The 24053-nt window shown below is 72.8% G+C and carries 23 protein-coding genes; 13 read left to right on the forward strand and 10 right to left on the reverse strand.

Translation table 11 applies throughout. The annotated features are described in order from the left end of the window. Nucleotides 1-116: 116 nt before the first annotated feature. Nucleotides 117-1340 (reverse strand): FAD-dependent monooxygenase, encoded by a 1224-nt coding sequence (locus tag ACN26Y_RS29225; RefSeq protein ID WP_155333295.1) that lies wholly within the window; start codon nucleotides 1338-1340, stop codon nucleotides 117-119. Nucleotides 1341-1524: 184 nt separating this feature from the next. Then, nucleotides 1525-2121, reverse strand: coding sequence for a PadR family transcriptional regulator (locus tag ACN26Y_RS29230; protein ID WP_155333296.1), 597 nt, complete (start codon nucleotides 2119-2121; stop codon nucleotides 1525-1527). 320 nt (nucleotides 2122-2441) lie between these two features. Here ACN26Y_RS29230 and ACN26Y_RS29235 point away from each other — a divergent pair, with 320 nt between their 5' ends. From ACN26Y_RS29235 to ACN26Y_RS29265, 7 genes are all read left to right on the forward strand, one after another. Continuing rightward, nucleotides 2442-3995 carry a peptide MFS transporter gene (locus tag ACN26Y_RS29235; protein WP_155333297.1) on the forward strand — a complete coding sequence of 518 codons (1554 nt, stop codon included), beginning with the start codon at nucleotides 2442-2444 and terminating at the stop codon, nucleotides 3993-3995. 97 nt (nucleotides 3996-4092) lie between these two features. Continuing rightward, nucleotides 4093-4347: an acyl carrier protein gene (locus ACN26Y_RS29240; protein ID WP_155333298.1), complete on the forward strand. Its 255-nt coding sequence runs from the start codon at nucleotides 4093-4095 to the stop codon at nucleotides 4345-4347. 43 nt (nucleotides 4348-4390) lie between these two features. After that, nucleotides 4391-4870: a DUF1772 domain-containing protein gene (locus tag ACN26Y_RS29245; protein WP_230688820.1), complete on the forward strand. Its 480-nt coding sequence runs from the start codon at nucleotides 4391-4393 to the stop codon at nucleotides 4868-4870. A 20-nt stretch (nucleotides 4871-4890) separates the two neighbouring features. Further along, nucleotides 4891-5616: an SDR family NAD(P)-dependent oxidoreductase gene (locus ACN26Y_RS29250; protein ID WP_155333299.1), complete on the forward strand. Its 726-nt coding sequence runs from the start codon at nucleotides 4891-4893 to the stop codon at nucleotides 5614-5616. Further along, nucleotides 5616-5954, forward strand: coding sequence for an antibiotic biosynthesis monooxygenase family protein (locus ACN26Y_RS29255; protein WP_155333300.1), 339 nt, complete (start codon nucleotides 5616-5618; stop codon nucleotides 5952-5954). Before ACN26Y_RS29250 ends, ACN26Y_RS29255 begins: the two co-directional genes overlap by 1 nt. A gap of 43 nt (nucleotides 5955-5997) precedes the next feature. Beyond that, a complete protein-coding gene (locus ACN26Y_RS29260; RefSeq protein ID WP_230688821.1) occupies nucleotides 5998-6732 on the forward strand; it encodes an SDR family NAD(P)-dependent oxidoreductase in 735 nt (244 codons plus the stop codon). After that, entirely contained in the window at nucleotides 6732-7118 is a 387-nt protein-coding gene (locus ACN26Y_RS29265) for a SchA/CurD-like domain-containing protein (protein ID WP_422733955.1), read from the forward strand. The genes ACN26Y_RS29260 and ACN26Y_RS29265 overlap by 1 nt, the downstream gene beginning before the upstream one ends. A gap of 96 nt (nucleotides 7119-7214) precedes the next feature. On the opposite strand, the gene ACN26Y_RS29270 is transcribed toward ACN26Y_RS29265, so the two are convergent. From ACN26Y_RS29270 to ACN26Y_RS29280, 3 genes are read right to left on the reverse strand one after another with little or no spacing between them, the layout of a single operon-like run. Then, entirely contained in the window at nucleotides 7215-8591 is a 1377-nt protein-coding gene (locus ACN26Y_RS29270) for an acetyl-CoA carboxylase biotin carboxylase subunit (protein WP_422733956.1), read from the reverse strand. Between the two features lie 22 nt (nucleotides 8592-8613). Next, nucleotides 8614-9096 (reverse strand): acetyl-CoA carboxylase biotin carboxyl carrier protein, encoded by a 483-nt coding sequence (gene accB, locus ACN26Y_RS29275; protein ID WP_155334348.1) that lies wholly within the window; start codon nucleotides 9094-9096, stop codon nucleotides 8614-8616. After that, nucleotides 9093-10766 carry an acetyl-CoA carboxylase carboxyltransferase subunit alpha gene (locus ACN26Y_RS29280; RefSeq protein WP_370463280.1) on the reverse strand — a complete coding sequence of 558 codons (1674 nt, stop codon included), beginning with the start codon at nucleotides 10764-10766 and terminating at the stop codon, nucleotides 9093-9095. The genes accB and ACN26Y_RS29280 overlap by 4 nt, the downstream gene beginning before the upstream one ends. A gap of 172 nt (nucleotides 10767-10938) precedes the next feature. Between ACN26Y_RS29280 and ACN26Y_RS29285 the strand changes: the two genes are divergently transcribed. Continuing rightward, a complete protein-coding gene (locus ACN26Y_RS29285; RefSeq protein WP_155333303.1) occupies nucleotides 10939-12561 on the forward strand; it encodes an FAD-dependent monooxygenase in 1623 nt (540 codons plus the stop codon). 80 nt (nucleotides 12562-12641) lie between these two features. Here ACN26Y_RS29285 and ACN26Y_RS29290 read toward each other — a convergent pair whose 3' ends face one another. Beyond that, complete coding sequence (locus ACN26Y_RS29290; protein ID WP_155333304.1) at nucleotides 12642-13013, reverse strand: antibiotic biosynthesis monooxygenase family protein; 372 nt, start codon at nucleotides 13011-13013, stop codon at nucleotides 12642-12644. Nucleotides 13014-13572: 559 nt separating this feature from the next. On the opposite strand from ACN26Y_RS29290, the gene ACN26Y_RS29295 reads away from it, so the two are divergent. Beyond that, on the forward strand, nucleotides 13573-15408 hold the full coding sequence (locus ACN26Y_RS29295; RefSeq protein WP_155333305.1) for an AfsR/SARP family transcriptional regulator: 1836 nt from the start codon (nucleotides 13573-13575) through the stop codon (nucleotides 15406-15408). Between the two features lie 231 nt (nucleotides 15409-15639). Here the strand turns inward: ACN26Y_RS29295 and ACN26Y_RS29300 are convergent, their stop codons facing one another. Beyond that, nucleotides 15640-16392 carry an SDR family NAD(P)-dependent oxidoreductase gene (locus tag ACN26Y_RS29300; RefSeq protein ID WP_155333306.1) on the reverse strand — a complete coding sequence of 251 codons (753 nt, stop codon included), beginning with the start codon at nucleotides 16390-16392 and terminating at the stop codon, nucleotides 15640-15642. Between the two features lie 176 nt (nucleotides 16393-16568). Between ACN26Y_RS29300 and ACN26Y_RS29305 the strand changes: the two genes are divergently transcribed. The 4 genes from ACN26Y_RS29305 (at nucleotide 16569) to ACN26Y_RS29320 (ending at nucleotide 20010) form a co-directional block, all read left to right on the forward strand. Beyond that, on the forward strand, nucleotides 16569-17285 hold the full coding sequence (locus ACN26Y_RS29305; RefSeq protein WP_155333307.1) for a TenA family protein: 717 nt from the start codon (nucleotides 16569-16571) through the stop codon (nucleotides 17283-17285). Beyond that, complete coding sequence (locus ACN26Y_RS29310) at nucleotides 17282-18484, forward strand: cytochrome P450 (RefSeq protein ID WP_422733957.1); 1203 nt, start codon at nucleotides 17282-17284, stop codon at nucleotides 18482-18484. Before ACN26Y_RS29305 ends, ACN26Y_RS29310 begins: the two co-directional genes overlap by 4 nt. Next, a complete protein-coding gene (locus ACN26Y_RS29315) occupies nucleotides 18481-19158 on the forward strand; it encodes an SDR family NAD(P)-dependent oxidoreductase (RefSeq protein WP_155333309.1) in 678 nt (225 codons plus the stop codon). The genes ACN26Y_RS29310 and ACN26Y_RS29315 overlap by 4 nt, the downstream gene beginning before the upstream one ends. A gap of 69 nt (nucleotides 19159-19227) precedes the next feature. After that, a complete protein-coding gene (locus ACN26Y_RS29320) occupies nucleotides 19228-20010 on the forward strand; it encodes an SDR family NAD(P)-dependent oxidoreductase (protein ID WP_155333310.1) in 783 nt (260 codons plus the stop codon). A 102-nt stretch (nucleotides 20011-20112) separates the two neighbouring features. Here the strand turns inward: ACN26Y_RS29320 and ACN26Y_RS29325 are convergent, their stop codons facing one another. The 3 genes from ACN26Y_RS29325 to asnB are packed head-to-tail and all read right to left on the reverse strand — an operon-like array spanning nucleotide 20113 to nucleotide 23972. Further along, the gene (locus tag ACN26Y_RS29325) at nucleotides 20113-21471 is read right to left on the reverse strand and encodes an NAD(P)/FAD-dependent oxidoreductase (RefSeq protein WP_155333311.1); all 1359 of its coding nucleotides are present in this window, start codon (nucleotides 21469-21471) and stop codon (nucleotides 20113-20115) included. Nucleotides 21472-21500: 29 nt separating this feature from the next. Next, nucleotides 21501-22097 (reverse strand): nitroreductase family protein, encoded by a 597-nt coding sequence (locus ACN26Y_RS29330; RefSeq protein WP_422733959.1) that lies wholly within the window; start codon nucleotides 22095-22097, stop codon nucleotides 21501-21503. 15 nt (nucleotides 22098-22112) lie between these two features. Then, nucleotides 22113-23972, reverse strand: a complete 1860-nt coding sequence (gene asnB, locus ACN26Y_RS29335; RefSeq protein ID WP_155333313.1) for an asparagine synthase (glutamine-hydrolyzing) — start codon at nucleotides 23970-23972, stop codon at nucleotides 22113-22115. Between the last annotated feature and the right edge of the window lie 81 nt (nucleotides 23973-24053).

Genomic DNA, 24053 nt, shown 5'->3' on the forward strand with positions numbered 1-24053 from the left:
ACACCATGATGACGTCATTGACGACGTCAGTCAAGGATTGCTGACGTCATGATGACGTCAGACCGGACATGAGCGGGGCGGCCGGTGCCCACCGACCGCCCGCCGCCCCGCCCTGCTCAGGCCCGGACGGGCACCTGCACCTCGGACGTCACCGGGGCGTCCCAGTCGATGCGGTAACGCTGCTCGGGGCCGAGGGTCTTCTCCGGGTTGAGGAAGGTCTTCAGCGCGAGCGGCATCATGATCCGCATCATGGTCTTGGCGAACGAGCCCACCGTCTTGCTGTTCGTGGTGCGCTTGCCGCGCAGGATGATCTTCTCGACCCGCTCGCGGCGCAGCTTCTCGTACGCGGCGAAGGCGCTCGGCAGGTCGTCGAAGTCCCGCAGGCAGCGGGCCACCTGGACAGCGCTCTCGGTGGCCATCGAGGCACCCTGACCGGAACTCGGCGACGGCGCGTGCACCGCGTCACCAACCAGCACCATGCGGCCCCGGTACCAGTGCGGGACCGACGGCATGCTCTCGATCGACCCGATCGAGACCAGGGCCTCCGGGCTGGTGTGCTCGACCACCTGCCGGGCCGGCACGTCGTCGGCGAAGGTGGCACGCAACTCGCGCAGCCACTGCGACGCCGCGATCTCGTTGGCCTTCGCGTACGTCATCGGGCGCTTGTCCGGCACGTTGGCGAACCAGGCCGTCCGGCCGTCGGGCTGCACCCAGTACCCGAAGAACGCCTTCTTGCCGAAGACGAAGTACATCGAGTCCGGATCGGCGTCCGGCACCGCGTAGTCGGCGGCGGCGCCGAAGTTGAGCAGCGGCATCACCTCGGGGCGCGGCGCGTTCGGGTCGATCAGCGTACGCACGCGGGAGCGCACCCCGTCGCAGCCGACCAGCACGTCGCCGGTGGCGGTGGTGCCGTCCTCGAAGTGGGCCACGACCCCGTCCGCGGTCTCCTGGGCGTCGACCAGGCGCTTGCCGTACTCGATGCGCACGCCCTGGGCCTCCGCCCGGTCGTGCAGCACCCGGGAGAGCTCGTCCCGCCACAGACCGAGCGTGGTCGGCTGGACCGAGACGTGCGGGAACTCGCCGATGCGCACCCCGTAGCCGTCGCTGACCACCGTGCGGTTCATCGGGAGGCCGATGGACCGGACGGCGTCGTCGGCGCCGACCAGGCGCATCGCCTCCACTCCGTTGGGGGCGAGCGTCAGCGTGACACCGATGCCGTCGGCCACCGAGGGGTAGGCCTCGTAGACCGTTGCCTCGATGCCGGCCTTGCGCAGCGCCATCGCGGCCACCGGGCCGGCGACGCCGCCCCCGATGACCAGCGCCCTCTTCGCGGCTGTCATGTACGACTCCCCATGGTCTCCGGCCAGGACTTCAGGTAACCCGGCGCTGTGAACGACTGGTTCCGGTGCGTGACTTCACGATGACATCAGATGTGACGTCAGTCAAGAAAATATTGACGTCTACATGACGTCATTGAGATGTCGGGGCGGGATGCGGCCGGCACCCGCACACCCGGCGCGGCCGTCATGCCCGACCGCCCATGGCCTCCTGCCAGGACTTCACGTAGCCCGGCGCGGTGAGCGACTGGATCAACTCCGTGACGAACGCGCTCTCCGCTTCCATCAGCGCCAGTGCGTACCGCTCCTCGACCAGGAAGTACCACTCGACGCCGCGGGTGAGAGCGTCCTCGGTGGCCGCCCGACTCTCGTCGATCTTGACAGTCAGCGCCGCCAGCCGCTTCCGCAGCACCTCGACGACGTCGTCGGGCGGGAGCAGACTCAGCAGCGACAGCGCGACGGCGAAGTGCGGGTACTCCTCCCGCGGCTGCGCCAGCAGTGCGCGCAGCCAGTCGTGGAACTCGTGACGCCCCTCGTCGGTGATCTCGTAGACCGTGCGTTCCGGCCGCTGGCCGTCGCGCACCGTCTCCCGCTCGACGATGAAGCCCGCCCTGGTGAGCTGCTCGACCACCATGTAGAGCGAGCTCCGGGTGAACTTGATGTGTCGGTCCTTGCCGCTCTGCTGGAGCCGGCGCCCCAGCTCGTAGGGGTGCATCGGCTCCAGGAGCAGCCAGGCGAGAACGGCCAGCGCCAACGGGTTGGGCACGCGACGACGTCGCTCCACTGAGCACTCCTAAAGGTCGATGTCGACTATCCAGGATCGACCATTCGATGTCAACCAATCGCGGTCGTCGGGATGCGGACAGTGATCGACAGTCTGCGGCCGGCCGGCGGACGCCGGCTCGACCCCCGTCCGCACCACGCACGACCGCTCGGCCGGCGCCCGGACCGCGCCGACGAAACGCGAGCCCGGGTCCAGCGACGCTCGATCCGGGCGCGACACGGCTGCCCGACGCTACGGCCGGACCCGAAGTGACCGGCCCACCGCGCCGGACCTTCGAGGGCAGCCCCAGGCCCCATTCGCCGAGCCGGAGGTGACCTCCCATGGTGGACACGACCAGGTCCCCCGCCGCGGCGGCCGTCGCGCCGCCCCGCACCGACCCGACCGACCGACTGTTCACCAGCGGATGGTTCCGCAGCCTGTTCGTGGCCGAGCTGTGGGAGCGGTTCGGCTTCTACGGCATGCAGGCCGTCCTGGTGCTGTACGCGGTCGCCCCGACCGACCAGGGCGGGCTGGGCCTGAGCGCGGGCAGCGGCGCCGCCCTGTTCGGCGCCTTCATCGGCATCACGTTCATGTTCGCGCTGCCCGGTGGCTGGCTCGCCGACCGGGTGCTGGGCCAGCAGCGCGCCATGGTGGCCGGGCTCGCCCTGATCTCCCTCGGCTGCTTCACCCTCGCGCTGCCGCCGTCCCCGCTGACCCTGTTCGGCCTGCTGTTCATCTCCGCCGGCTTCGGACTGTTCAAGCCCAACCACCAGGCGCTGGTCAACATGCTCGCCGGCACCCCGGGGCGGCGCGAGGCCACGCTGGCCGCGTTCTTCGTCGGCATCCAGGCGATCGGCCTGCTGGCACCGCTGGTCGTCGGCGGGATCGGTGAGCGGGTGAGCTGGCGGCTCGCCTTCGCCACGATCGGCGCCGTCGTCGCGGTCGGCGTGCTCACCACGGCCGCCGGACGACGCGCCCTCGGCGCGGCGGGCGCCCAGCGGGCCCGCCCGCTGTCCCCGGCCGAACGCCGGACCCTGCTGCACCGCCTGCTCCCGGTCGTCGGCGTGCTCGTGCTGCTGCTGGTCGTCGGCCTGAGCGCCGGCGTGGTCCCGCCGCAGGCCGCGCTCGGGATCGTCGGCCTGCTGCTCATCGCCGCGCCGTGGGGCGCGTACCGGCGGCTGCGCCGCAACCCGGAGCTGACCGGGAACGACCGGTGGCGCCTGTCGGTGATGCTGCGGCTGATGCTGGCCGCCACCATCTTCTGGCTGCTGGCCGGGCAGGACGGCTCGGTGCTGACCCTGTTCGCCAAGGACTCCACCGACCGCACCGTCCTCGGCTTCACCTTCCCGGCGAGCTGGTTGCAGGGCGCCACCCCGCTGTTCATGCTGCTGCTCGCGCCGCTGATCGCCTGGCAGCTGACCCGGCTCGGCGCGCGGGTCGCCGTACCCGACAAGTTCGCCTTCGGTCTCCTGCTCGCCGGGGTCAGCTTCCTGGTGATGACCGCGGCGTCGGCGCTCGCGGCCGGCGGCGACCGGGTCTCGCCGCTCTGGCTGCTCTCGGTCTACCTGCTGCACGCCCTCGGCGAGATCGTGGTGGCCGCGGTCAGCATCAGCGCCATCGCCGACCTCGTCCCGCGGGCCTTCCTGGGCCAGGCGATCGGCGTCTACTGGCTCTTCGCCGCGCTGGGCGGCGGCCTGAGCGCCCAGGTGGGCGCGCTGATCGACGTGCTCTCCGGGCCGGTGTACTACCTCTCGCTCGCCGTGGTCGCGCTCGCGATCGGCGCCCTGTTCGTGGCCTTCCGCCGCCGGCTCAACGCGCCGTTCGTCGACGACGCGCCGCGCCCGGCCGCGCCGGTGCCGGCGCCGCGCGCCGCCCGCCCCGCGGGCCAGCAGTGACGGGCGGCCCGAGCGAACCTCCACGGAGTCTCGACGTCCAGCCGCAAACCTTGGAGCCGGCCCGGACCGGGCCGGCCGGGCACGGAAGGGGTCAGTGGTGACGAAGATCAACCTCGATGACGTACGGCGTCTGCTGCGCGAGAGCGCCGGCGTCGACGAGTCGATCGACCTCGACGGCGACGTCGGGGACCTGGAGTTCCAGGACCTGGGGTACGACTCGCTCGCGGTGCTGGAGCTGACCGCCCGCATCGAGCAGGAGTACGGGGTGAAGGTCCGCGAGGACGACGTGACGGAGCTGACCACCCCGGCCCGCCTCGTCGACTACGTCAACCGGCACGTGGTGGTGCCGTGACGGTGACCGTACGGCCGGTCGGCCCCGGATCCGGTGGGTCGACGTGACACCCCTGCTGGTGGCCATCGCCCTGGTGGCCAACGGCGTGGCGGTGGGGGTCATGGTCTCCACCGTCATCGGCCTGGCACCGATGACGCTGGCCGTGCCGTACCAGACGTACGTCGGGACCGTGCAGTTCCTCTGGAAGCGGTACGACCCGCTCATGCCGGCACTGAACGCGGCGGCCTGCGTCCTGGACCTGGTGCTCGTCGCCACCGTCGACGACCCCACCGGCCGGGCGCTGTTCGGCACCGCCGGCGCCCTGCTGGTGGTGGTCATGGCGATCTCGGTCGTGAAGAACGTGCCGATCAACCGGTACGTCATGTCGCTCGACCCGCAACGCCCGCCCGCCGACTGGGCGCGGGCGGACCCGCGGGTCCGCTGGCGGAACTGGAACCTGCTGCGCACGGCGCTGGCCGTGCTGGCGTTCGTCGTGAACGTGAGCGCCGTGGCGGTGCTGCTCGGCGCCACGGCGAACCCCTGAAACCCTCGGAAGGAGACACCGTGGACGTTGCCGGGAAGAAAGTGCTGGTGACCGGCGGCAGCCGGGGCATCGGGCGGGCGATCGTACTGTCCTTCGCCCGCGCCGGAGCCGACGTCGTGACCTGCTACCGGACGGAGAGCGAGGCGGTCGGCAGCCTCGTCGAGGAACTCAAGGCCACCCCCGGCACGCACCACGTGGTCCGGGCCGACGTCACCAAGGCCGAGGACGTCGCCGCGCTGGTCGAGGAGGCCCGGCTGCGGTTCGGGCGCCTCGACGCGGTGGTCAACAACGCGGGCGTGATCAGCCACGTGCCGTTCGCCAAGCTCCCCCTGGACGAGTTCCGGTCGGTGGTCGACAGCAACCTGACCGCCGCCGCCCGGGTGATCCAGGCGGCGCTGCCGCTGCTCGGCGCGGGCGCGTCGGTGGTCAACGTCGGCTCCCGGGTGGCGACCGTCGGCATCCCGCTGCGCGCCCACTACACCGCCGCCAAGTCCGGCCTGATCGGGCTCACCCGCTCGCTCGCCAAGGAGCTGGGCCCCCAGGGCGTCCGGGTCAACGTGGTGGCCCCCGGCCCGGTGCAGACCGAGGCCGAGACGCCGCCGGCGGTGCTGGAGCGCTACAAGAACCTGATCCCGCTCGGCCGCCTCGGCGAGGCCGACGAGATCGCCTCCGTGGTCCGGTTCCTCGCCAGCGACAGCGCGAGCTTCGTCAACGGCGAGACCATCAACGTCGACGGGGGGATCTGATGGCCGCCGACGAGGACCGGTCGGAGGTCTTCCGCGTCATGCTGCGGATGCACATCCACCCCGGCATGGAACGGGAGTTCGAGCAGACCTGGCACAAGGTCGGCAGCACCATCGTCCAGCACCCCGCGAACCTCGGGCACTGGCTGTCCCGCAGCGCCGAGGAGGAGTCGGTCTACTACGTGGTCAGCGACTGGGTCGACGAGCCGCGCTTCCGCGAGTTCGAGCACAGCGAGGCGCACGTGCAGCACCGCACCAAGCTGCACCCGTACCGGTCCGGAGGGTCGATGACGACCATGCGCGTCGTGTACGGGATGACCGGCGCGGCGGCGGCCCGGTGAGCCGGGCCGTCCCCACCACGGCACGACGAAGGGAGGCACCGACGTGGGTTCGCTCGCCGCGAAACGGATCCTGATCACCGGTGGTACGCGCGGCATCGGCCGCACCACCGCGCTGGCCGCCGCCCGGGCCGGCGCGCGCCTGGTGGTGTGCTACGGCCACGACCGCGAGCACGCCGAGGAGTTCGCCCGGGAGCTGGAGAAGGAGGGCGCCGGCCACCGGGTCGTCCAGGCGGACGTCACCGACGAGCAGGACGTCACCCGCCTGGTGGAGGTCTGCCGGGAGACGCTCGGCGGCCTGGACGCCGTGGTGAACAACGCCGGGGTCGACGGGCGGGCGTCCCTGGAGGAGCTGACGCCCGAGGAGTGGGCACGGGTGGTCGACATCAACCTGACCGCCGCGTTCCTGGTGACGAAGGCGGCGCTGCCGCTGATCGTCGACGGCGGTTCGGTCGTCCTCGTCGGCGCGTCGGCCGCGCTGCGCGGACGGCCGCACAGCGCCCACTACGCGGCGTCGAAGTCGGCGCTGGTCGGGCTGACCCGCTCGGTGGCCCGGGAGGTCGGCGACCGGGGCGTCCGGGTGAACACGGTGGCCCCGGGTGTGATCGTCACCGAACCCGGCGGCGGGCCACCGCCACCGGTCGCCGAGCTGATCAAGGGGATGACCGCGCTGCGCCGGCTGGGCGAACCCGACGAGGTGGCGGGGCCGGTGCTCTTCCTCGTCGGTGACGAGTCCCGCTACGTCAGCGGGAGCATCCTGCACGTGGACGGAGGAATCTGATGCCGTACGCCGCCATCACCTACCGGGTCAAGCCCGGTCACGAGGACGAGATCGCGGAGATCTTCGCGAACTTCCGGCGGGTGGACTCGCCGGTGCTGCGCGACGAGGACGGCACCGAGGTGGGCGAACTGCTCGGCACCGCGGTGTTCATCCGGGACGACCTGATGGTGCGGGTCATCCACTACCAGGGCGACTTCGCCGCCATCGGCCGGCACATGGCGAAGCAGCAGGGTGTGCACTCGCTGGAGAGCAAGCTCGCCCCGTACCTCGCCGAGCAGCGGGACACGAAGACCACCGAGGGCTTCCAGACGTACTTCCGCAACGCCACCATGCGCTGCATCTCGCAGCTGTCGCGCGAGGAGTACGTGCCCCCGCAGCCGGCCTGAGCACGGCGGAAGCGGCGGACCGGTCCGGTCCGCCGCTTTCGTGCGTGCCCACGACGAAGGCCCCGTCCACCAGGGACGGGGCCATCGTTCTCGTCGTCAGCCGGCGAGGCGCAGCCGCTCGGCGTCCTCGACGGCCATCTCGTCGACCAGGCCGGTGGTGTGCTTCGCGGCCCGGAAGACCGGGTTCGCCACCACCCGGCGGAGGAAGTCGCGAGTGGTGTGCACCCCGCGACCGGTCACCCGGAACTCGGCCAGCGCCCGGTCGACCCGCTCGATCGCCTGGCGCCGGTCCGGCGCCCACACGGTCACCTTGGCGAGCAGCGGGTCGTAGTCGGCGGTGACCCGGAAGCCCGGGAAGCCGTGGGTGTCCACCCGGACGAACGGCCCGCTCGGCGGCAGGAACTCGTCGAGCACCCCGGGCGTGGGCAGGAAGCCCCGCTCCGGGTCCTCGGCGTTGACCCGCACCTCGATGGCCACCCCCCGCGGCTGCACGTCCTCCTGGGTGACCGACAGCCCGTACCCGGCGGCGACCCGCAGCTGCTCGCGGACCAGGTCGATGCCGGTCACCTGCTCGGTGACCGGGTGCTCGACCTGGATCCGGCAGTTGACCTCCATGAAGACGAAGTCGCCGTCGTCGCCGACGAGGAACTCGTACGTGCCGGCGCCGGCGTAGCGCACCTCCCGGGCCGCGTGCACCGCCGCCGCGCGGATCCGGTCGGCCAGCTCGCCGGGCAGGCCCGGCGCCGGTGTCTCCTCGATCAGCTTCTGGCGGCGCCGCTGCACCGAACAGTCGCGCTCCCCGAGGTGGATGACGTCGCCGTTGCCGTCGCCCAGCACCTGGACCTCGACGTGCCGGGCGTTCTCCAGGAACTTCTCCAGGTAGAGGCGGGGGTCGTTGAAGGTCGCCTGGGCGACCGCCCGCAGCCGGGCCCAGGATCGACCGAACTCGCGCGGGTCACGAACCACGGTCATCCCCCGGCCGCCGCCGCCCGCCGTCGCCTTGATGATGACCGGGTACCCGATGAGCGCGGCGACCTCCCGCGCCTCCTCCAGCGAGGCGGGCGAACGGGAACTGCCGGGCAGCACCGGCAGGCCGGCCGCCCGGGCGATCTCGCGGGCCTGCGCCTTGTCCCCGAGGCGGCGCAGCAGCGCGGCCGGCGGGCCGACGAACGTGAGCCCGTTCGCCTCACAGATCTCCGCGAAGTCCGGGTCCTCGGAGAGGAACCCGTAGCCGGGGTGTACCGCCTCGGCACCGCTCTGGAGCGCGGCGGTGACGATGGCGGCGGGGTTCAGGTAGCTGAGCCGGGCCGCCGACGGGCCGATCCGGACGCACCTGTCGGCGTACCGGGCGATGGCCGAGTCGCGGTCGCTGTCGGAGCAGACCGCGACGGTGCGGATGCCCATCTCCCGGCAGGTCCGGGCGACCCGAAGGGCGATCTCGCCCCGGTTCGCGATCAGCACGGTGGAGAACACGTGTCCTACCTCCTGGTCCGCGTCACGGCGCATCCGCCTCCGGGGGCGGCGCCAGTACGAAGAGCACCTCGCCGTACTCGACCGGGGTGCCGTCGGCCACGCGGACCTCGACCACGCGGCCGGGCCGGTCGGCCTCCACCGGGTTCATGAGCTTCATGGCCTCGACGATCGCCACCTGCTGACCCGCCGCCACGTCCTGGCCCACCTCGACGAACGGTGGCGCCCCGGGCCCGGGGGCCCGGTAGAAGGTGCCCACCAGCGGCGCCGCGATGGTGAACGTGCCGTCCGCCGGGGGCGCCTCCCCCGGGTCGCCGGCGGCGGCCGGCGCCGCCACCACGACCGGCGCGCCGGCCGGCGTGTCCGGCCACTCCAGCGCCACCAGCAGCTCGCCGGCCTGCACCCGGACGCTGCGCAACGGCGCCGGGGCGGCCCGGGCCAGCTGGGTCGCCTGCCGGCACAGCTCGTCGATGCCGTGCGAGGTCGTGTCGGTCACCTCGTTGGTCATTGCCACCTCGACTCCTCGGTGCCGAACCGCCGGAACCGTCGCCGGCGGCGGGCCACCAGATCCGTCGCCGCGACGGCGGCGATCTCCTGAAGGGACTCGATCAGCGCGGCACGCAGCGAGTCCGCCGCGGTGACCGGATCCTCGTGCGCGCCGCCGGGCGGCTCGGGCACCACCGCGTCGACGATGCCGTGACGCAGCAGGTCCCGGGAGCCGATCTGCAACGCCGCCGCGGCCCGGGGCGCGGCGGCCGGATCCTTCCAGAGGATCGCGGCGCACCCCTCCGGGCTGATCACCGAGTACATGGCCCCGGCGCAGGCGAGGACGCGGTCGGCGACCGCGAGGGCCAGCGCGCCGCCGCTGCCGCCCTCGCCGGTCACCACCGCGACGACCGGCACCGGCAGCCCCGACATCAGCCGGATCGTCTCGGCGATGGCCCACGCCTGCCCGCGCTCCTCGGCGTCCACCCCGGGATGGGCGCCCGGGGTGTCCACCAGGGTGACGACCGGCAGGCCCAGCTTGGTGGCGAGCCGCATGAGCCGGGCCGCCTTGCGGTAGCCCTCCGGCAGCGCCATGCCGAAGTTGCGCTGGATGCGTTCGGCGGTGTCCCGGCCCTTCTGGCTGCCGATCACGACCACCGGCCGGCCGTCGAGCCGCCCGATCCCGCCGACGATCGCCGGGCAGTCGCCCGAACTCCGGTCGCCGCGCAGTTCCAGGAAGTCGTCGAAGACCTGGGCGATGTAGTCGAGGGTGGTGGGGCGTTGCGGATGCCGCGCCGCCGCCACCACGTCGGCGGCCTCGCGGACGGGCAGCTCGGCGGGGTCGCGGACGAGGCGTACCCGGGTCGGGGCCGCGGCCGACGGGGTGCCCGGCGCGGCGGCGGCCAGCAGCCGGGCGAGGGTCGGACGCAGCGCCGAGCGCGCCACCACCGCGTCGAGCAGGCCACGGGCCAGCAGGAACTCGGCGGTCTGGAAGCCCTCCGGGAGCTCGTGGCCGATCGTCTGCTCGATCACCCGCCGGCCGGCGAAGCCGACGCGGGCGCCGGGCTCGGCGATGACGACGTCGCCGAGCGTCGCGAACGACGCCGCCACCCCGCCGTACGTGGGGTCGGTGACCAGGCAGATCGTGAGGACTCCCGCCTCGTCGAGCTCGGCCATCGCCTGGCTGGTCTTGGCCATCTGCATGAGGGCGAGCGCGCCCTCCTGCATGCGCGCCCCGCCGGAGGCGGTGACCAGCAGCAGCGGGCGGCGGGTGTCGCGGGCGGTCTCGGCGGCGGCGGTGATGGCCGCGCCGACCCCGACGCCGAGGCTGCCGCCGAGGAAGCGGAAGTCCATCACGGCGGCGACCAGCGGGTGGCCCAGCAGGGTCCCGGTCACGCAGGTGACCGCCTCCGCCTGGCCGGTGGCGCGGCGCGCGGCGTGCAGCCGGTCCGGGTACGGGTGGGAGTCCACGAAGCCGAGCGGATCCTCGCGCACCGCCGGTGGTTCCAGCGGCCGGACGGATCCCGGGTCCAGCAGCTGCTCGATGCGTTGACCGGCGGTGAGTCGGCTGTGGTGGCCACAGCCGGGACACACCCGCAGGTCCCGGTCGAAGCGCGGGCCGTAGGTCAGGCCCCGGCAGGTGCCGCAGCTGACCCACTCCGGCGCGGATGAGGGCAGTGTGGAGACGGTCACACCGGAAGCGTGACTCCGGAGCCTCAAGGCGTGTTGGACGCGGGCTGAACCGGGGCCCGGCCACCGGGGCGGACGTCCACCGGCTCTCGAGGACCGGCCGTGATCCTGCTGTGCGGGTGCGGCAGGCCCCACGGGCACGGGCGGCACAGCGCCGCCGGAGAGGGAGGACCGGATGCCGAGCGACCGGGCGGTGGGCCGGGAGCCCACCGACACGTACGACGAGACGATCCCCGTCCTGGTGGTCGGGGGTGGCTACGCCGGCCTCGCGTCGGCGCTGTTCCTCGCCCACCACGGGGTGGCCTCGGTGCTGGTGGACCGGCACCCGGGCATCTCGATCCAGGGCCGCGCGCGGGGGATCAACCAGCGGACGATGGAGCTCTACCGGCCGCTCGGCGTCGAGGACCTGATCCGGCGGGCGGGCCGGCCGTTCGACGACGAGGCGGGCGTGGTCCGCTGCGAGACCCTCAGCGGGGAGTGGACCTGGCTGCTGGCCGACGACACGCGCAAGCCGCTGCCCGAGCTGACCCCGGCCGAGTTCGTGATGGCCGACCAGCGCAGCGTCGAGCCGATCTTGGTCGACGCGGCCCGCGAGCGCGGAGCGGACATCCGCTTCGGCACCCGGTGCGTGTCGGTGGACGCCGACGACGACGGCGTGACAGCGGTGATCGAGGACGTCGCGAGCGGCGACCGCCGTACCGTCCGGTCCCGCTACCTGGTGGCCGCGGACGGCTTCCGTGGGCGGACCCGGGAGGCGGTCGGGATCGACCGCGCCGGGCCGGGGGTCACGCAGCACTGGGTGACGTTCCTGGTCCGGGCCGACCTCACCGGGATCGTCCGCCAGCGGGCGATGTTCTGGATCGTGGTGAACGACGAACTCGGGCTGGGGTCGTTCCTGACCACGTCGGTCCCGGACCAGTGGGCGATGAGCGTGAGCTTCGACCCGGCGCGTACCCCGGTGGAGTCGTTCACCCCGGACCGCTGCCGGGAGCTGGCCCGGTCGTTCCTCGGGACCGACCGGCCGGTGGCGGTGCTCGACGTCGCCGCCTGGGAGGAGGCGGTCGGGGTCGCCGACCGGTTCCGGTCCGGGCGGGTGTTCCTCGTGGGCGACACCGCGCACGTATGGCCGCCGGCCGGCGCGATGGGCGCCAACGCGGCCGTCCAGGACGCCCACAACCTGGCCTGGAAGCTCGCCGGTGTGCTCGGCGGGTGGGCCGGTGGGGGCCTGCTCGACACGTACGAGGCGGAGCGCCGACCGGTGGCGCTCGCCCTGGCCGACATCACCGTCGCGCGGCAGCGGGCCCGCTTCGGCGAGGACCCGGGGACCGAGGACGTCGACGACGTGCTCTGCACGCTCGGGCAGCGGTACCGGTCCACGGCGACGGTCGGTGCGGCGCACGACACGGTGTACGGGCGGGAGCTGGCCACGCGTGCCGAGCCGGGCCTGCGGGCGCCGCACCTCTGGCTGGACCGCGGCGGGCGGCGCATCTCGGTGCACGACCTGTGCCACGACGCGTTCGTGCTGCTGACCGGGAGCGCGGCGGTCCGCTGGGACGGGGTGGGGTCGCTGGTGGCCCGGGAGCTGTCGGTGCCGCTGCGGGCGTACCGGATCGGGTCGGCCGCGGCCGGCGCGGACCTCGTCGACGTCGAGGGCGTCTTCGCGGCCCGGTACGACGCGGCCGGGGCGACGCTGCTGCGCCCGGACGGCCACGTGGCCTGGTGCTGCGGGGACGCGGTGGTCGATCCCGCCGCCGCGCTGCGGGAGGCCTTGCGGACGGTGCTCGGCCGGGCCGGGTGACGCGACGCGGCCCGGCGGGCCAGGCGACGATCCGGTGGGCGGTCCCGCACGCTCACCGGATCAGTACGTGAGGGCCCGCCTCAGTAGGTGGCGGTGACCTCGTAGACGCCGAACGGCCGGGGACCGGGTACACGCTGGTAGTCGCGCAGCGGCGCGGTGGTGTCCCGGTGGGTCGCCCCGGCCTCCCAGGAGCGGAAGGCGTCCAGGCTGGTCCACTCGCTCATCACGACGAACGCGCGGTCGTCGTCGGCGGCGCGGAGCAGCTCGTTGCGCAGCAGGCCGGGGGTTCCGGCCAGATCGCGGCTGATGCGGTGGTACGCGGCCGCCACCGCGTCCGGCTCACCCGAGGGGGCGGCGGCGTAGACCAGGACCCGAACCCGGTGCGGACCGGCCGGTGCGGCGCCCTCCGGCCCGGCCTCGTCGGACGTCGGCCGTGCCACCTGGTCGGACATGCGGGCCACCCCTCCCTCGTACGCCACGGCGTGGCGGCGCCCCCGCCCGGGGCCGCCTGCACAGGACACCCCGACCCGCTGGGGGGCGGCTGAAGCCGGGCTCGGTACGCCCGCGCCGGCGGGGCCGTCCTCGAGGCGTGCTCGACAGCCGCCGGACGCCGGCAGGGGCGGAAAATGGTGGGCTCGGCGCGATTTCCGTCAGGCGGCGCAAAAGGGACAGCATCGATGACGGTTTTTGTCCAGAGTGCCGGTGGAACCACTGATTATGTGCCACCTCATCCGGTCTCCACCGGCCTCGGTTGACAGTTAGTCGACTCTTGCACACCCGCGCGATTAGCACGGAACCTACCCGCGGGAAACGTCAGACAGTTGACCCACGAAACCTTGACCGTGCAGGGGTCACAACTTACAGTCTGTAGCAGTTGCGCCACGGAGCATGTCGATCATGCCGCCGATCGGCCGGACAAGGTGTCTGGGGGTTGATTTACCACCACAATTGCCCAAGATGTCCCGCCTTTCGGACGAGCGTTAACGCCGCACCATTTCCTGGGGGAGCTTAATGGTGTTCCGCATTCTTGGCCCACTGTCCGTTACTCACGAGGACCGGGATATCACCCCGACCGCACCGAAGGTTCGCCAGGTCTTGGCTTTTCTTCTGGTGCGCCGTAACCAAGTCGTGCAGGTCAGCGAATTCGTTGACGAATTATGGGGGGACAATCCGCCGGACAGCGCGATGACAACCCTCCAGACGTACATCTACAAGCTGCGCAAGGACGTCCTGGACCCGTCCGGGCTGGCGCGGCTGCACACCCAGTCCTGCGGCTACCTGCTGGACGTCAACGACGATGAGATCGATGTGTGTCACTTCGAGCGGCTCGCCCAGCAGGGCCGACTCGAACGGGAACGCGGCGACGCGCAACGCGCCAGCGAACTGCTCACCGAGGCCCTCGCGCTCTGGCGTGCCCCGGCCCTGCTCGGCGTCAACGCCGGCGAGATCCTCTCCGCCCACATGACCCGCCTCGAGGAGAACAAGCTGCGGGTGCTCGGCATGCGCATCGAGGCGGACATGCAGCTCGGCCGCTACGAGGAACTGATCAGCGAACTGAAGGAACTGGTCCGCAACTATCCGCTGCACGAGCGGTTCCACGCCAACCTGATGACCGCACTGGACCGGTCGGGCCGGCGGTACGAGGCGTTCGAGGTCTACCGGCGGCTTCGGGAACTGCTCATCGACGAGCTCGGGCTGGAACCGTCCCCGGCCGTCCAGCGGCTGCACCGGTCCCTGCTCAACGCCGAGCCGACGGAGAACCGGCCGGCGCCCCGCCCGGCGGCGTCCGCCGAGCGGGCACCCGCCCGTACGGCGGTGCCCGCGCAGCTGCCACCGGACGTCCCCGACTTCACCGGCCGGGAGGCGGTGGTACGCCAGATCACCGCCGTCCTCGCCGCCGGGCAGGAACACCGCACCGCGCCGGCCGCCGTGTCGATCTGCGGGTTGACCGGTGTCGGCAAGACGACCCTGGCGCTGCACGTCGGGCACCTGGAGAAGGCCCGGTACCCGCACGGGCAGCTCTTCGCCGACCTGCGGGGCTCGTCCCGCAACCCGACCGCGCAGCTGGACGTCCTCGCCGGGTTCCTGCGGGCCCTGGGCGTGCCGGAGCAGCAGATCCCACCCACCGTGGAGGAGCGGAGCAGCCTCTACCGCACCTGGACCAACGGCCGGCGGCTCCTGGTCGTCCTCGACGACGCGGCCAGCGCCTCCCAGATCGCCCCGCTCGTACCGGCGACGTCGGAAAGCGCGGTCGTGGTGACCAGCCGGTGGGGCCTCCAGGTCCTGCCCGGCGTCCAGGTCACCAAGCTCGACGTGATGACCACCGGCGAGGCCGTGGCCCTGCTGCGGGCCATGGTGGGTCCGTCCCGGGTGGACGCCGAGACGGAGGAGGCCGAGCGGATCGCCGACCGGTGCGGCCACCTGCCGCTGGCGCTGCGCTGCGTCGGCGCCCGACTCGCCGCGGCGCCGACGTGGTCGCTGCGGAAGATGGCCAACCTGATCGAGTCCGGGCCGGCCGCCCTCGACCAGCTGCGGTTCGCCGAGTTCGACGTCCGCACCAACTACGACGAGACCTACTACCGGCTGGAGCCGCACGACCGCAGCGCCCTGCGCCTGCTCAGCCTGCTCCCGCCGCCGCACTTCACCGCGGCCACCGCGGCCAACCTGCTCGGCAGCGCCGCCGACGCCGTGGAGACGCAGCTCGGTCGCCTGGTCGCCTGCAACCTGCTGGAGGCGCGGGCGGACGAGGGCGTGGTCCGCTACCAGCTACACCGGCTGACCCGCCTGTACGCGCGGGAACGCCTCAACCACGAGTTCATCGAGCCACGGCTCGGAACGAACGTCTGAGCTCGCGGACGGGTGCCGGAGGTCAGGCTCCACCATCGACCGGCAGTCCCGCCGGTGTGGCACCGTCACCCGCCCGTCCCGTCGCAGCCGCCGCCCGGCCGTCCCGCCGGGCTAAGGGCCCGGCCGTCCCGCCGGGCCCGTCGCGCGCCGGGCCGTCACCTTTGATCGACTCGATGCCGCCGGCATGGCGGTGTCCGGCGCGGTTGACCGCGCTGTGCCGCCGGCACCCGGTCACCGCCCGCCGGCGGTCCGGACGATCTCGCCGTTGACGTTGCCGTTGGCCGCCGAGCCGAGGAAGACCACCAGCCGGGCCACGTCCTCAGCGGTGCTGAGGCGGCCGCTCGGCGTGTCCCGGGCGGCCTGCGCGACCAGCTCCGGGTCGACGTTGTCGAGGCTCTCGGTCAGCGTCCCGCCCGGGGCGACCACGTTCGCCAGCACACCGTCCCGGGTCCACATCAGACCCCGGACGAAGCCGTGCAGCGCCGCCTTGGCGGCGCCGTAGACCTCCGAGCCCGGGTTGCCGTGCAGGGCGGTGACCGAGGAGAGCAGGACCACCCGGCCCCACCCGCGCCGGCGCATCCCGCCGAGCACCTCCCGCACCGTCCACAGGTGGCCCTCCACGTTCTCCCGGAACCGCCCCAGCCACTCCTCCAGCGGCAGGTCCTCGTACCCCGGCAGGTCCTCCGGGTTGATCCACACCCAGGTCTGGGCGTTGGCCACCAGCACGTCGACCCCGCCCCAGCGCTCCTCCACCCGGCGCACCGCCGCCCGTACCGAGGCGGGGTCGGCGAGGTCGTACGGCACCGCGAGCGCCCGCTCCTCCCCGCCCAGCTCCTTGACCACCTGCTCGGCGGCCGCCTCGGAGGTGTGGTACGTGACGGCGACCCGGGCGCCCTCGTCGGCGAAGGCCCGGGCGGTGGCCCGGCCGATCCCCCGGGTCGCCCCGGTCACCAGCACCCGCTTGTCCGTCAGGCCGAGATCCATGGCGTACCCCTCACGACGTCGTCGACCGGCACGGCCGTGCCGGAGGTCACTCTCCGTCGCCGGGCTCGACGGCGGCTCGGGACGGCGCCACCAGGACCGGCGTCTGCTCCAGCGGGGGTCAAGCCGCCCCCGATAGCGTCCGCCGCGACCATCCCGCCTGGACTTGAGGACGGCCGATGCCGCTGCACGACGAACTGCGGGAGATCCGCGATCCGGTGCTGCGCAAGGTGCAGGACCACCCCTTCTGGTCGGGGATCCGGGACGGGTCCCTGCCACCGGCGGCGCTGGCCCACTTCCTCGCGCAGGACACCGGGTACCTGCTCCCGACGTACGCCCGGGCGTTGGCCCGCTGCGCGGCGGCGGCCGACGCCGACGCGCACACGCTGCTGCTCGGCCAGTCGGTGGCCGGCACCCTCGACGCGCGCGACCGGCTGCGCGCCAACAGCGCCGCCCTGGCCGCGACCACCGGTCTGCCGGACACCCTCGGCGACCCGCCCGTCGACCCGGTGACCCGGGCGCACACCGCGTTCCTCACCGCCGCGACCGCCGACTCCTTCGCCGGCGGGGTGGGCGCGCTGCTGCCGATGGTGTGGTTCAACGCCGAGGTCTCCGACCGGCTGCTGCGCGACACCGAGGCCGACTCGCGCTACCGGCCGTGGGTGGAGGCCTACCACCCCGGCGAGTCCTACCGGTACGCCGTGCAGGCCTTCCTCGACATGGCCGACGACATCGGCATGAACGGCACGGTCCGACAGCGGGCCGAACTCATCGAGCAGTTCTCCATCAGCATCCGTTACGAATGGGCATTCGCCGAGTCCTGCACCGCGTCCCTTTCCGACGGCGGGGACCGGCGGCTGCCGTTCGAGGAGTCAACGAGAGAGGGCACGAGATGACTGCCCAGGCCCCGATTCCCTACCCCTTCCCGTGGACCCCGCCGATGGAGGTCCCGGAGTCGCTGCGCGGCCTGCGGGAGCAGGCCCTCGTCGAGGTCCGCCTGCCCAGCGGCGACACCGCCGTGATGGTGACCCGCTACGCCGACGTCCGCAGCCTCTTCGCCGACCCCCGGCTGAGCAAGAACGTCGCCCGCCCCGACGTGGCCCGCATCGCCGCCGACAACGAGCTGTTCGTCGACCCGAAGATCGACGGCGACCCGCCCCACCACACCCGGATGCGCGGCCTGGTCACCCGGGCGTTCACCGCCCGCCGGATCGAGCTGCTCCGCCCGTACGCCCAGCAGGTCACCGACGAGCTGCTGGACGCGATGGCCGCCGGCCCGAAGCCCACCGACCTGAACGAGGCGCTCGCCTTCCCACTGCCGATCCTGGTGATCTGCAAGCTGCTCGGCATCCCGCCGGAGGACCGCAACCGGTTCCGCTCGCTGGTCGACGGCTTCCTGTCGGTCACCAAGCTGCCGCCGGACGAGGTGGAGCGGTGCCGCAGCGAGCTGTGGCAGTACCTGGTCGAGCTGATCGAGTACAAGCGGGCCAACCCCGGCGAGGACGACCTCATCACCAGCCTGATCAAGGTTCGGGACGAGGACGACAACCGGCTGTCCGAGTACGAGCTGCACCACTGGACCCGGAGCCTGCTCATCGCCGGCTACGTGACCACGGCGAGCCAGATCGGCACCGGCACCGCCGTGCTGCTGCACCGGCAGGACCTGGTCAAGGACATCCGGGCGGACTACTCGCTGGTGCCGTCGGCGGTGGAGGAGCTGCTGCGTACGCAGATCATGGGTTCCTCGATCGGCACGCTGCGGTACGCGCTGGAGGACATCGAGCTGTCCGACGGCACGATCCTCAAGAAGGGCTCCAGCGTGCTGCTCTCCGAGGAGTCGGCCAACATGGACGAGACGGTCTTCGCCGACCCGTTCACCCTGGACATCCGCCGCCCGGAGAACCACCACATGACCTTCGGCGCGGGCATCCACTACTGCGTCGGGGCGGCGCTGGCCCGGATGGAGCTCCAGGTCGCCACGGAGGCCCTGCTGCGCCGGTTCCCCGACATCCGGCTGGCCGTACCGGCCGCCCGGCTCCCCCGCGCCCTCGGCGGCTTCATGGAGGGCTTCAGCGAGGTCCCGGTGACCTGGTGAACCGCCACGCTCTGGTCACCGGCGCCAACCGGGGCATCGGCCGGGCCGTCGCCGCCGAGCTGCACGCCCGCGGGCTGGCGCTCACGGTGACCGCCCGCGACGCCTCGGCCGCCGCCGGCACGGCGGCCGAGCTGGGTCCCGGCGTACGCGGGCAGCAGCTCGACGTGACCGACCCGGACAGCGTCGGGAAGGCCACCGCCGAGGTCGGACCGGTCGACGTCCTGGTCTGCAACGCCGGCGTGCTGCTCGACGGCGGCACCGGCCCGCTCACCGCCCCGCTCGACCTGGTCGAGGAGACGCTGCGGGTCAACCTGCTGGGCACCTGGCGGGTGCTCCAGGCGTTCGTGCCGGGCATGGTCGAGCGGGGCTGGGGCCGGGTGGTGGTGGTCTCCAGCGGCACCACGGCGGAGTTCGGTGGCGCCCTCTTCCCCGGCGCGCCCGGCTACTCGCTGTCCAAGAGCGGCCTGAACGGCCTCACCACGCTGGTCGCCGGGCAGACCGCCGGCACGGGAGTGCTGGTCAACGCGGTCAACCCCGGGCGGGTCCGGACCCGGATGATGCCGCACATGACGACCCCGCCGGAGGTGCCGGCCCGGTTCATCGCGGACGTGGCCACCCTGCCCGCCGACGGGCCGACCGGACAGTTCCTGACCGAGCGACGCGTCCCGCACTGACGGCGGGCCGCCTGCGACCAAGCGGGACCCACGACCGAGCGGGGCCCTTCGACCAACAGGAGACCGAGCATGCAGATCGACCTGTCCGGCAAGAAGGCGGTGGTCACCGGGGCCGGCGCCGGCATCGGGCTCGCCGTGGTGCGGGCGCTCGCCGCCGCGGGCGCCGACGTGTACGGCGGCGCGCGGACCGTCAGCCCCGAGCTGAAGGAGGCCACCCCGCACACCCTCACCGTGGACCTGGTCACCGAGGAGGGGCCGCAGCTGCTGGTGGAGCGGGCACTCACCGAGTTCGGTGGCATCGACATCCTGGTCAACAACGTCGGCGGCGGCGTCATGCTCGCCCCCGGCTTCCGGGACATCCCCGACGACGTGTGGCGGCAGACGTTCGAGCTGAACGTCATGACGACGATCCGGGCGACCCGGGCGGCGCTGCCGAGCCTCGTCGAGCGCAAGGGCACGGTCGTCAACATCGGCTCGATGAACGGCACGATGGCCGACCCGCGGCTGGCGCACTATTCGGCCGCCAAGGCCGCCGTCGCGAACATCGGCAAGGCGCTGTCGGCGGAGTTCGCCGCCCAGGGCGTACGGGTCAACACCATCTCCCCCGGTCCGGTGAAGACGCGGCTGTGGACGAACCCGCACATCGCCGAGAAGGCGGGGATGACGCCGGACGAGTTCCTGGCGATGGTGCCGAAGATGGCCGGCCTGGCCACCGGCGAGATGATCGAGCCGGAGGAGATCGCCGCGCTGGTGGTCCTGTTCGCCTCGGGCCGGATCCGCAGCGTCACCGGGGTGGACCTGCCGATCGACGCCGGCATGGCACCCCCGTCCCGCTACCAGCGCCCCAACTGACGCCCCAGCGAACGGCCCCCGGCGCCTCTCGGCGCTCGGGGGCCGTTCGCGCGTTAACAAGGGGCCCTTCCTCTACCGCAGGCGATAAGAAGGGGCCCTTCCTTACCTCAAGGCGGTGAGGCGTTCGGCGTGGTGGATCAGGTCGGTGCCGTCGAGGACCGCCTCGGCGGGGCCGACCAGGTTGACCCGGCGGTTGAACGCGCGGCCCAGTTCGAGGTCGTGCAGCACACCGCCGGAGAGGGCCGCCGAGATGAGGTCCTGGCGGGCCATCTCCGCCCTGTCCTCGTCCGGCACCGGCTGGCCGGTGATCCGGTAGATGCGGGCGCGGTCCATCGCCGCCGACTCCCGGTAGACCGCGTCGGCCTCCCGGGCGGTCGCCGCGTCGTACGCCAGGGCCGTCGCCACCGGGTCGCCGGCGCCCACGGCCACCGCCCCGGCGGCGGCGAACGCGTACGTCAGCGCCATCGCCGATCCCCAGCCGTACGCGGGATTGCTCGCGCAGAGCGAGTCGCCGGCCGAGAGCAGGCCGAGGACGACGGGCCGGCCGTCGACCACGTACCGCCGGCGCAGGCTACGGTTGCCCGCCATCACCTGGACGCCCTCGAGCGGGGTGCCGTTGGCCGGGTCCACCCACGGCGCCAGCGCCGGGATCCCCCGGGCCACCGCCTCCCAGATCGTGGTGTGCCGCAGCGCGCGGGCGCTGCGGTTGTCGGGGTGACACTCGAAGGAGAAGGCGTACGTGTCGTGGTCGCCGGGGAAGCCGATGAACCACCCGTCGGCGAACTCCCCGCGCAGGGTGGCCACCGAGGTCCGGGGCAGCTCGCAGGTGTCGGTGAAGCGGAAGTAGCGGCTGTAGTAGACGGTCTCGCAGTCCTGCACCTCGGTCGGCACCCGGATCCCCTCGGCGGCCAGCCAGCGGGACACCGGGGACCGCTGGCCCAGGCAGTCCAGCACGACGTCGGCGGTGAGCACGTCGCCGTCGGCGAGGCGTACCGCGGCGACCCGGGGCCCGGCGCTGGTCCAGTCGAAGCGCAGGCCGTTCGCGACGGCCGGGCAGCGGAACTCGACGCCCGGCTCCTCCTCGGCGGTGAGCCGCAGCGCCAACTCGAAGACGGCCCGCCGCGCCCACACGTTGGTGAACGTGTCGTCGGCGGGCACCCACCGGTCCTCCGGGATGAGCCGCTTGAACAGGTTCATCTCCTCGACGCCGCTCGCCCGCAGCCGGGCCAGGACGTCGGGGGCGTGCCGCAGCAGCAGGTTACGGGCCCGGGCGGAGAAGCCGTGCGGCAGCCGGAACTGCGGCACGCCGCGCCGCGGCCAGTGCAGGAACGGGTCCGCGGTCGGGTCGGCCGGCGGCGGGTCGCGCTCCACCACGGTCACCGGGTGTCCGCGCCGGGCGAGCGCGATCGCGGCGGCCGTGCCGGCGATACCGCCACCGAGAACGAGGACGCGCTGGCTCATCGGCCCTCCCGCCTTCGGCGTACGCGCGGTCACCGGCGCCACCGCACGACGTCGTCGAGCGGCTTGCGGCGCGCCGCGTTCGGCGGCACCGGCATCCGCTTGCTGCGGTCCTCGTGGCCGATCGTGATGATGCCGGTCAGGGACACGTCGCCCGGCAGGTCGACCACGTCGGCGAGCGCGCTCAACTCGTCGGTGTAGACGGAGCTGACGAACCCGGTGCCGAGGCCCTCGTTGATGGCGGCGAGCTGAAGCAGCATGAACAATGCCCCGCAGTCGAACCACCAGAACGGCACCGGCCAGGGGATCTCCGACCAGCCGGGCCGGACGTCCTCGCCGCCGTACCGCTCGTGGTAGGACGCCTCGCGGGTGGCGACGTAGATGTGCACCGGGGCCGACGCGATCCAGCGGGGGAAGCCCAGCTCCACGTAGCGGGCCTCGGCGATGTCGGCGGCCTTCTGCCGCAGACCCGGGTCGGTGACGACGACCAGGCGGTACCCCTGGCTGAAGCCGGCGCTCGGCGCCCGCCGCACCGCCCCCACGATCCGGTGAAGGGCGTCGTCGGCGACGGGCTGGTCGGTGTAGCTGCGCACCATCTGGCGGCGGCGCAGCACGTCGGGAAAGTCCATGGAAACTCCCTCGGGTCAGATCGCGAGCTGCACGTCGTACCGCCGCAGCCACGCGTCGAACTGCAGCACCATCTCGATGTTCATCCGGCTCACCCACTGGTGTGCGATCTCCGAGGGCCGGTCCAGGGTGGCCCGGACCGCGGCGAGGTCGAGCAGCGGCAGCGACGGTGCGGACGGGTCGTTCACCAGTGCCGACAGCTCGTCGCGGAGCATCTCGGCGTACGCCGGATCCTGGGTGACCGGCCACGGGCTCTTGGCACGGTCGAGCACCGAGTGGGGCACCAGGTCGCGGGCGGCCGCGCGGAGCAGGCTCTTCTCGCGGCCGTCGAAGGTCTTGAGCCGCCACGGGGTGTTGTAGAGGTACTCGACGAGGCGGTGGTCGCCGTAGGGAACCCGCAGTTCGAGCGCGTTGGCCATGGCCAGCCGATCGTCGCGGTCGAGCAGCATCGGCAGCCACCAGGTGAGGGTGACGTGGGTGATGCCCCGCATGAGCCGCTCGGTGTCGTCCTCTTCCCCGGTGTACGGCGCCGCCGCCAGGGCCGTCCGGTACTGGTCCCGGTAGTACGTGCCCAGGTCCAGCTTGGCCATGAAGCCCGGGTCGAACAGGCCGCGGCCCTGGCCGCGTGGCGAGCCGGGCTGGAGGTACTCCTTGGCCACCCAGGGGAACATGTCGGCGGCGAGGAGCTGCTGGTCGTACATCCAGCTGTAGCCGCCGAAGATCTCGTCGGCGACCTCACCGCTCAGCGCTACCGTCGAGTGCTCCTTGATCCGGCGCGCGGTCAGGTAGTTCGACGTGTCCATGTCGCCGAGGGTGGTGGGCATGTCCTGCGCCCACAGGACGGCGTCGCGGGCGGCCCGGTCCATCAGGTCCCGGGTGCTGAGCTGGATGCGGACGTGGTCGGCCTCGAGGTGGCGGGCGACCTCGTCGGCGTACACCTCGTCGGGGGTGAAGCGGACGTCGTCGGGCTGGAACCGGGCCGCGTAGTCGTCGAACGTGGTGACGAAAGTGCGGATCCGCTCGCCGTCGAGCTTCCAGCGCCAGTACGCGGCGATCGCCGACACGGCGCTGGAGTCCATCCCGCCGGACAGGGCGGTGCACAGCGGCACCTCCGACTCCAACTCCCGCAGCACGATGTCGTGCAGCAGCTCCCGGACGTGCCCGACGGTGCCGTCCAGGTCGTCGGTGTGCGGCCGGGCCTCCAGCGCCCAGTACCGCCGCTGCGCCATCCCGGCCCGGCTGATCGTGAGCGTGGTGCCGGGCAGCACCGCGCGCAGGTCGCGGAAGACCGACATGCCGGGCCGCTTGGCGGTGGCGAACAGCTCCTGGAGGTTGTCGAGCCCCACCAGCGGCCGCACCAGCGGGTTGGCGAGCAGCGCCTTCGGCTCCGAGCCGAACAGGAGGCCCTCCGGGCGGCGGGCGTAGAAGAGCGGCTTCACGCCGAGCCGGTCCCGGACCAGCACCAGCTCCTGGCGGCGCAGGTCCCAGATCGCGAACGCGAAAATCCCCTCCAGCCGGGCGGCGCACTCCACACCCCACTCCAGGTACGCCCGCAGGACCACCTCGGTGTCGCTGCGGGTACGGAACTCGTGCCCCCGGGCCCGCAGCTCGGTCCGCAACTGCTTGAAGTTGTAGACCTCGCCGTTGTAGACGATCGTGGCGACCTCGCGGCCGTCCTGCTCGACGGTGAGCGGCTGCGCGCCGCCGGCCACGTCGATGATGGCGGTACGGGTGTGCCCGAGAGCGGCGTGCCCCCGGATCCAGACCCCGGAGTCGTCCACCCCGCGGTTGGTCAGGGTGTCCGTCATCGCCCGCAGTGTCGCGCGCTCCCCCGTCAGGTCACGCCCGAAGTCCACCCAGCCGACGATGCCGCACATGCGCATCACCCCTCGCCTCGCGTCCGACTACGCGTGAGCCTGCCGGGCGGCGTTCCACGCCACCTCGACGGCGACTCGACG

It is taken from the genome of Micromonospora sp. WMMD558 (assembly GCF_049315255.1).
Lineage (GTDB): Bacteria > Actinomycetota > Actinomycetes > Mycobacteriales > Micromonosporaceae > Micromonospora.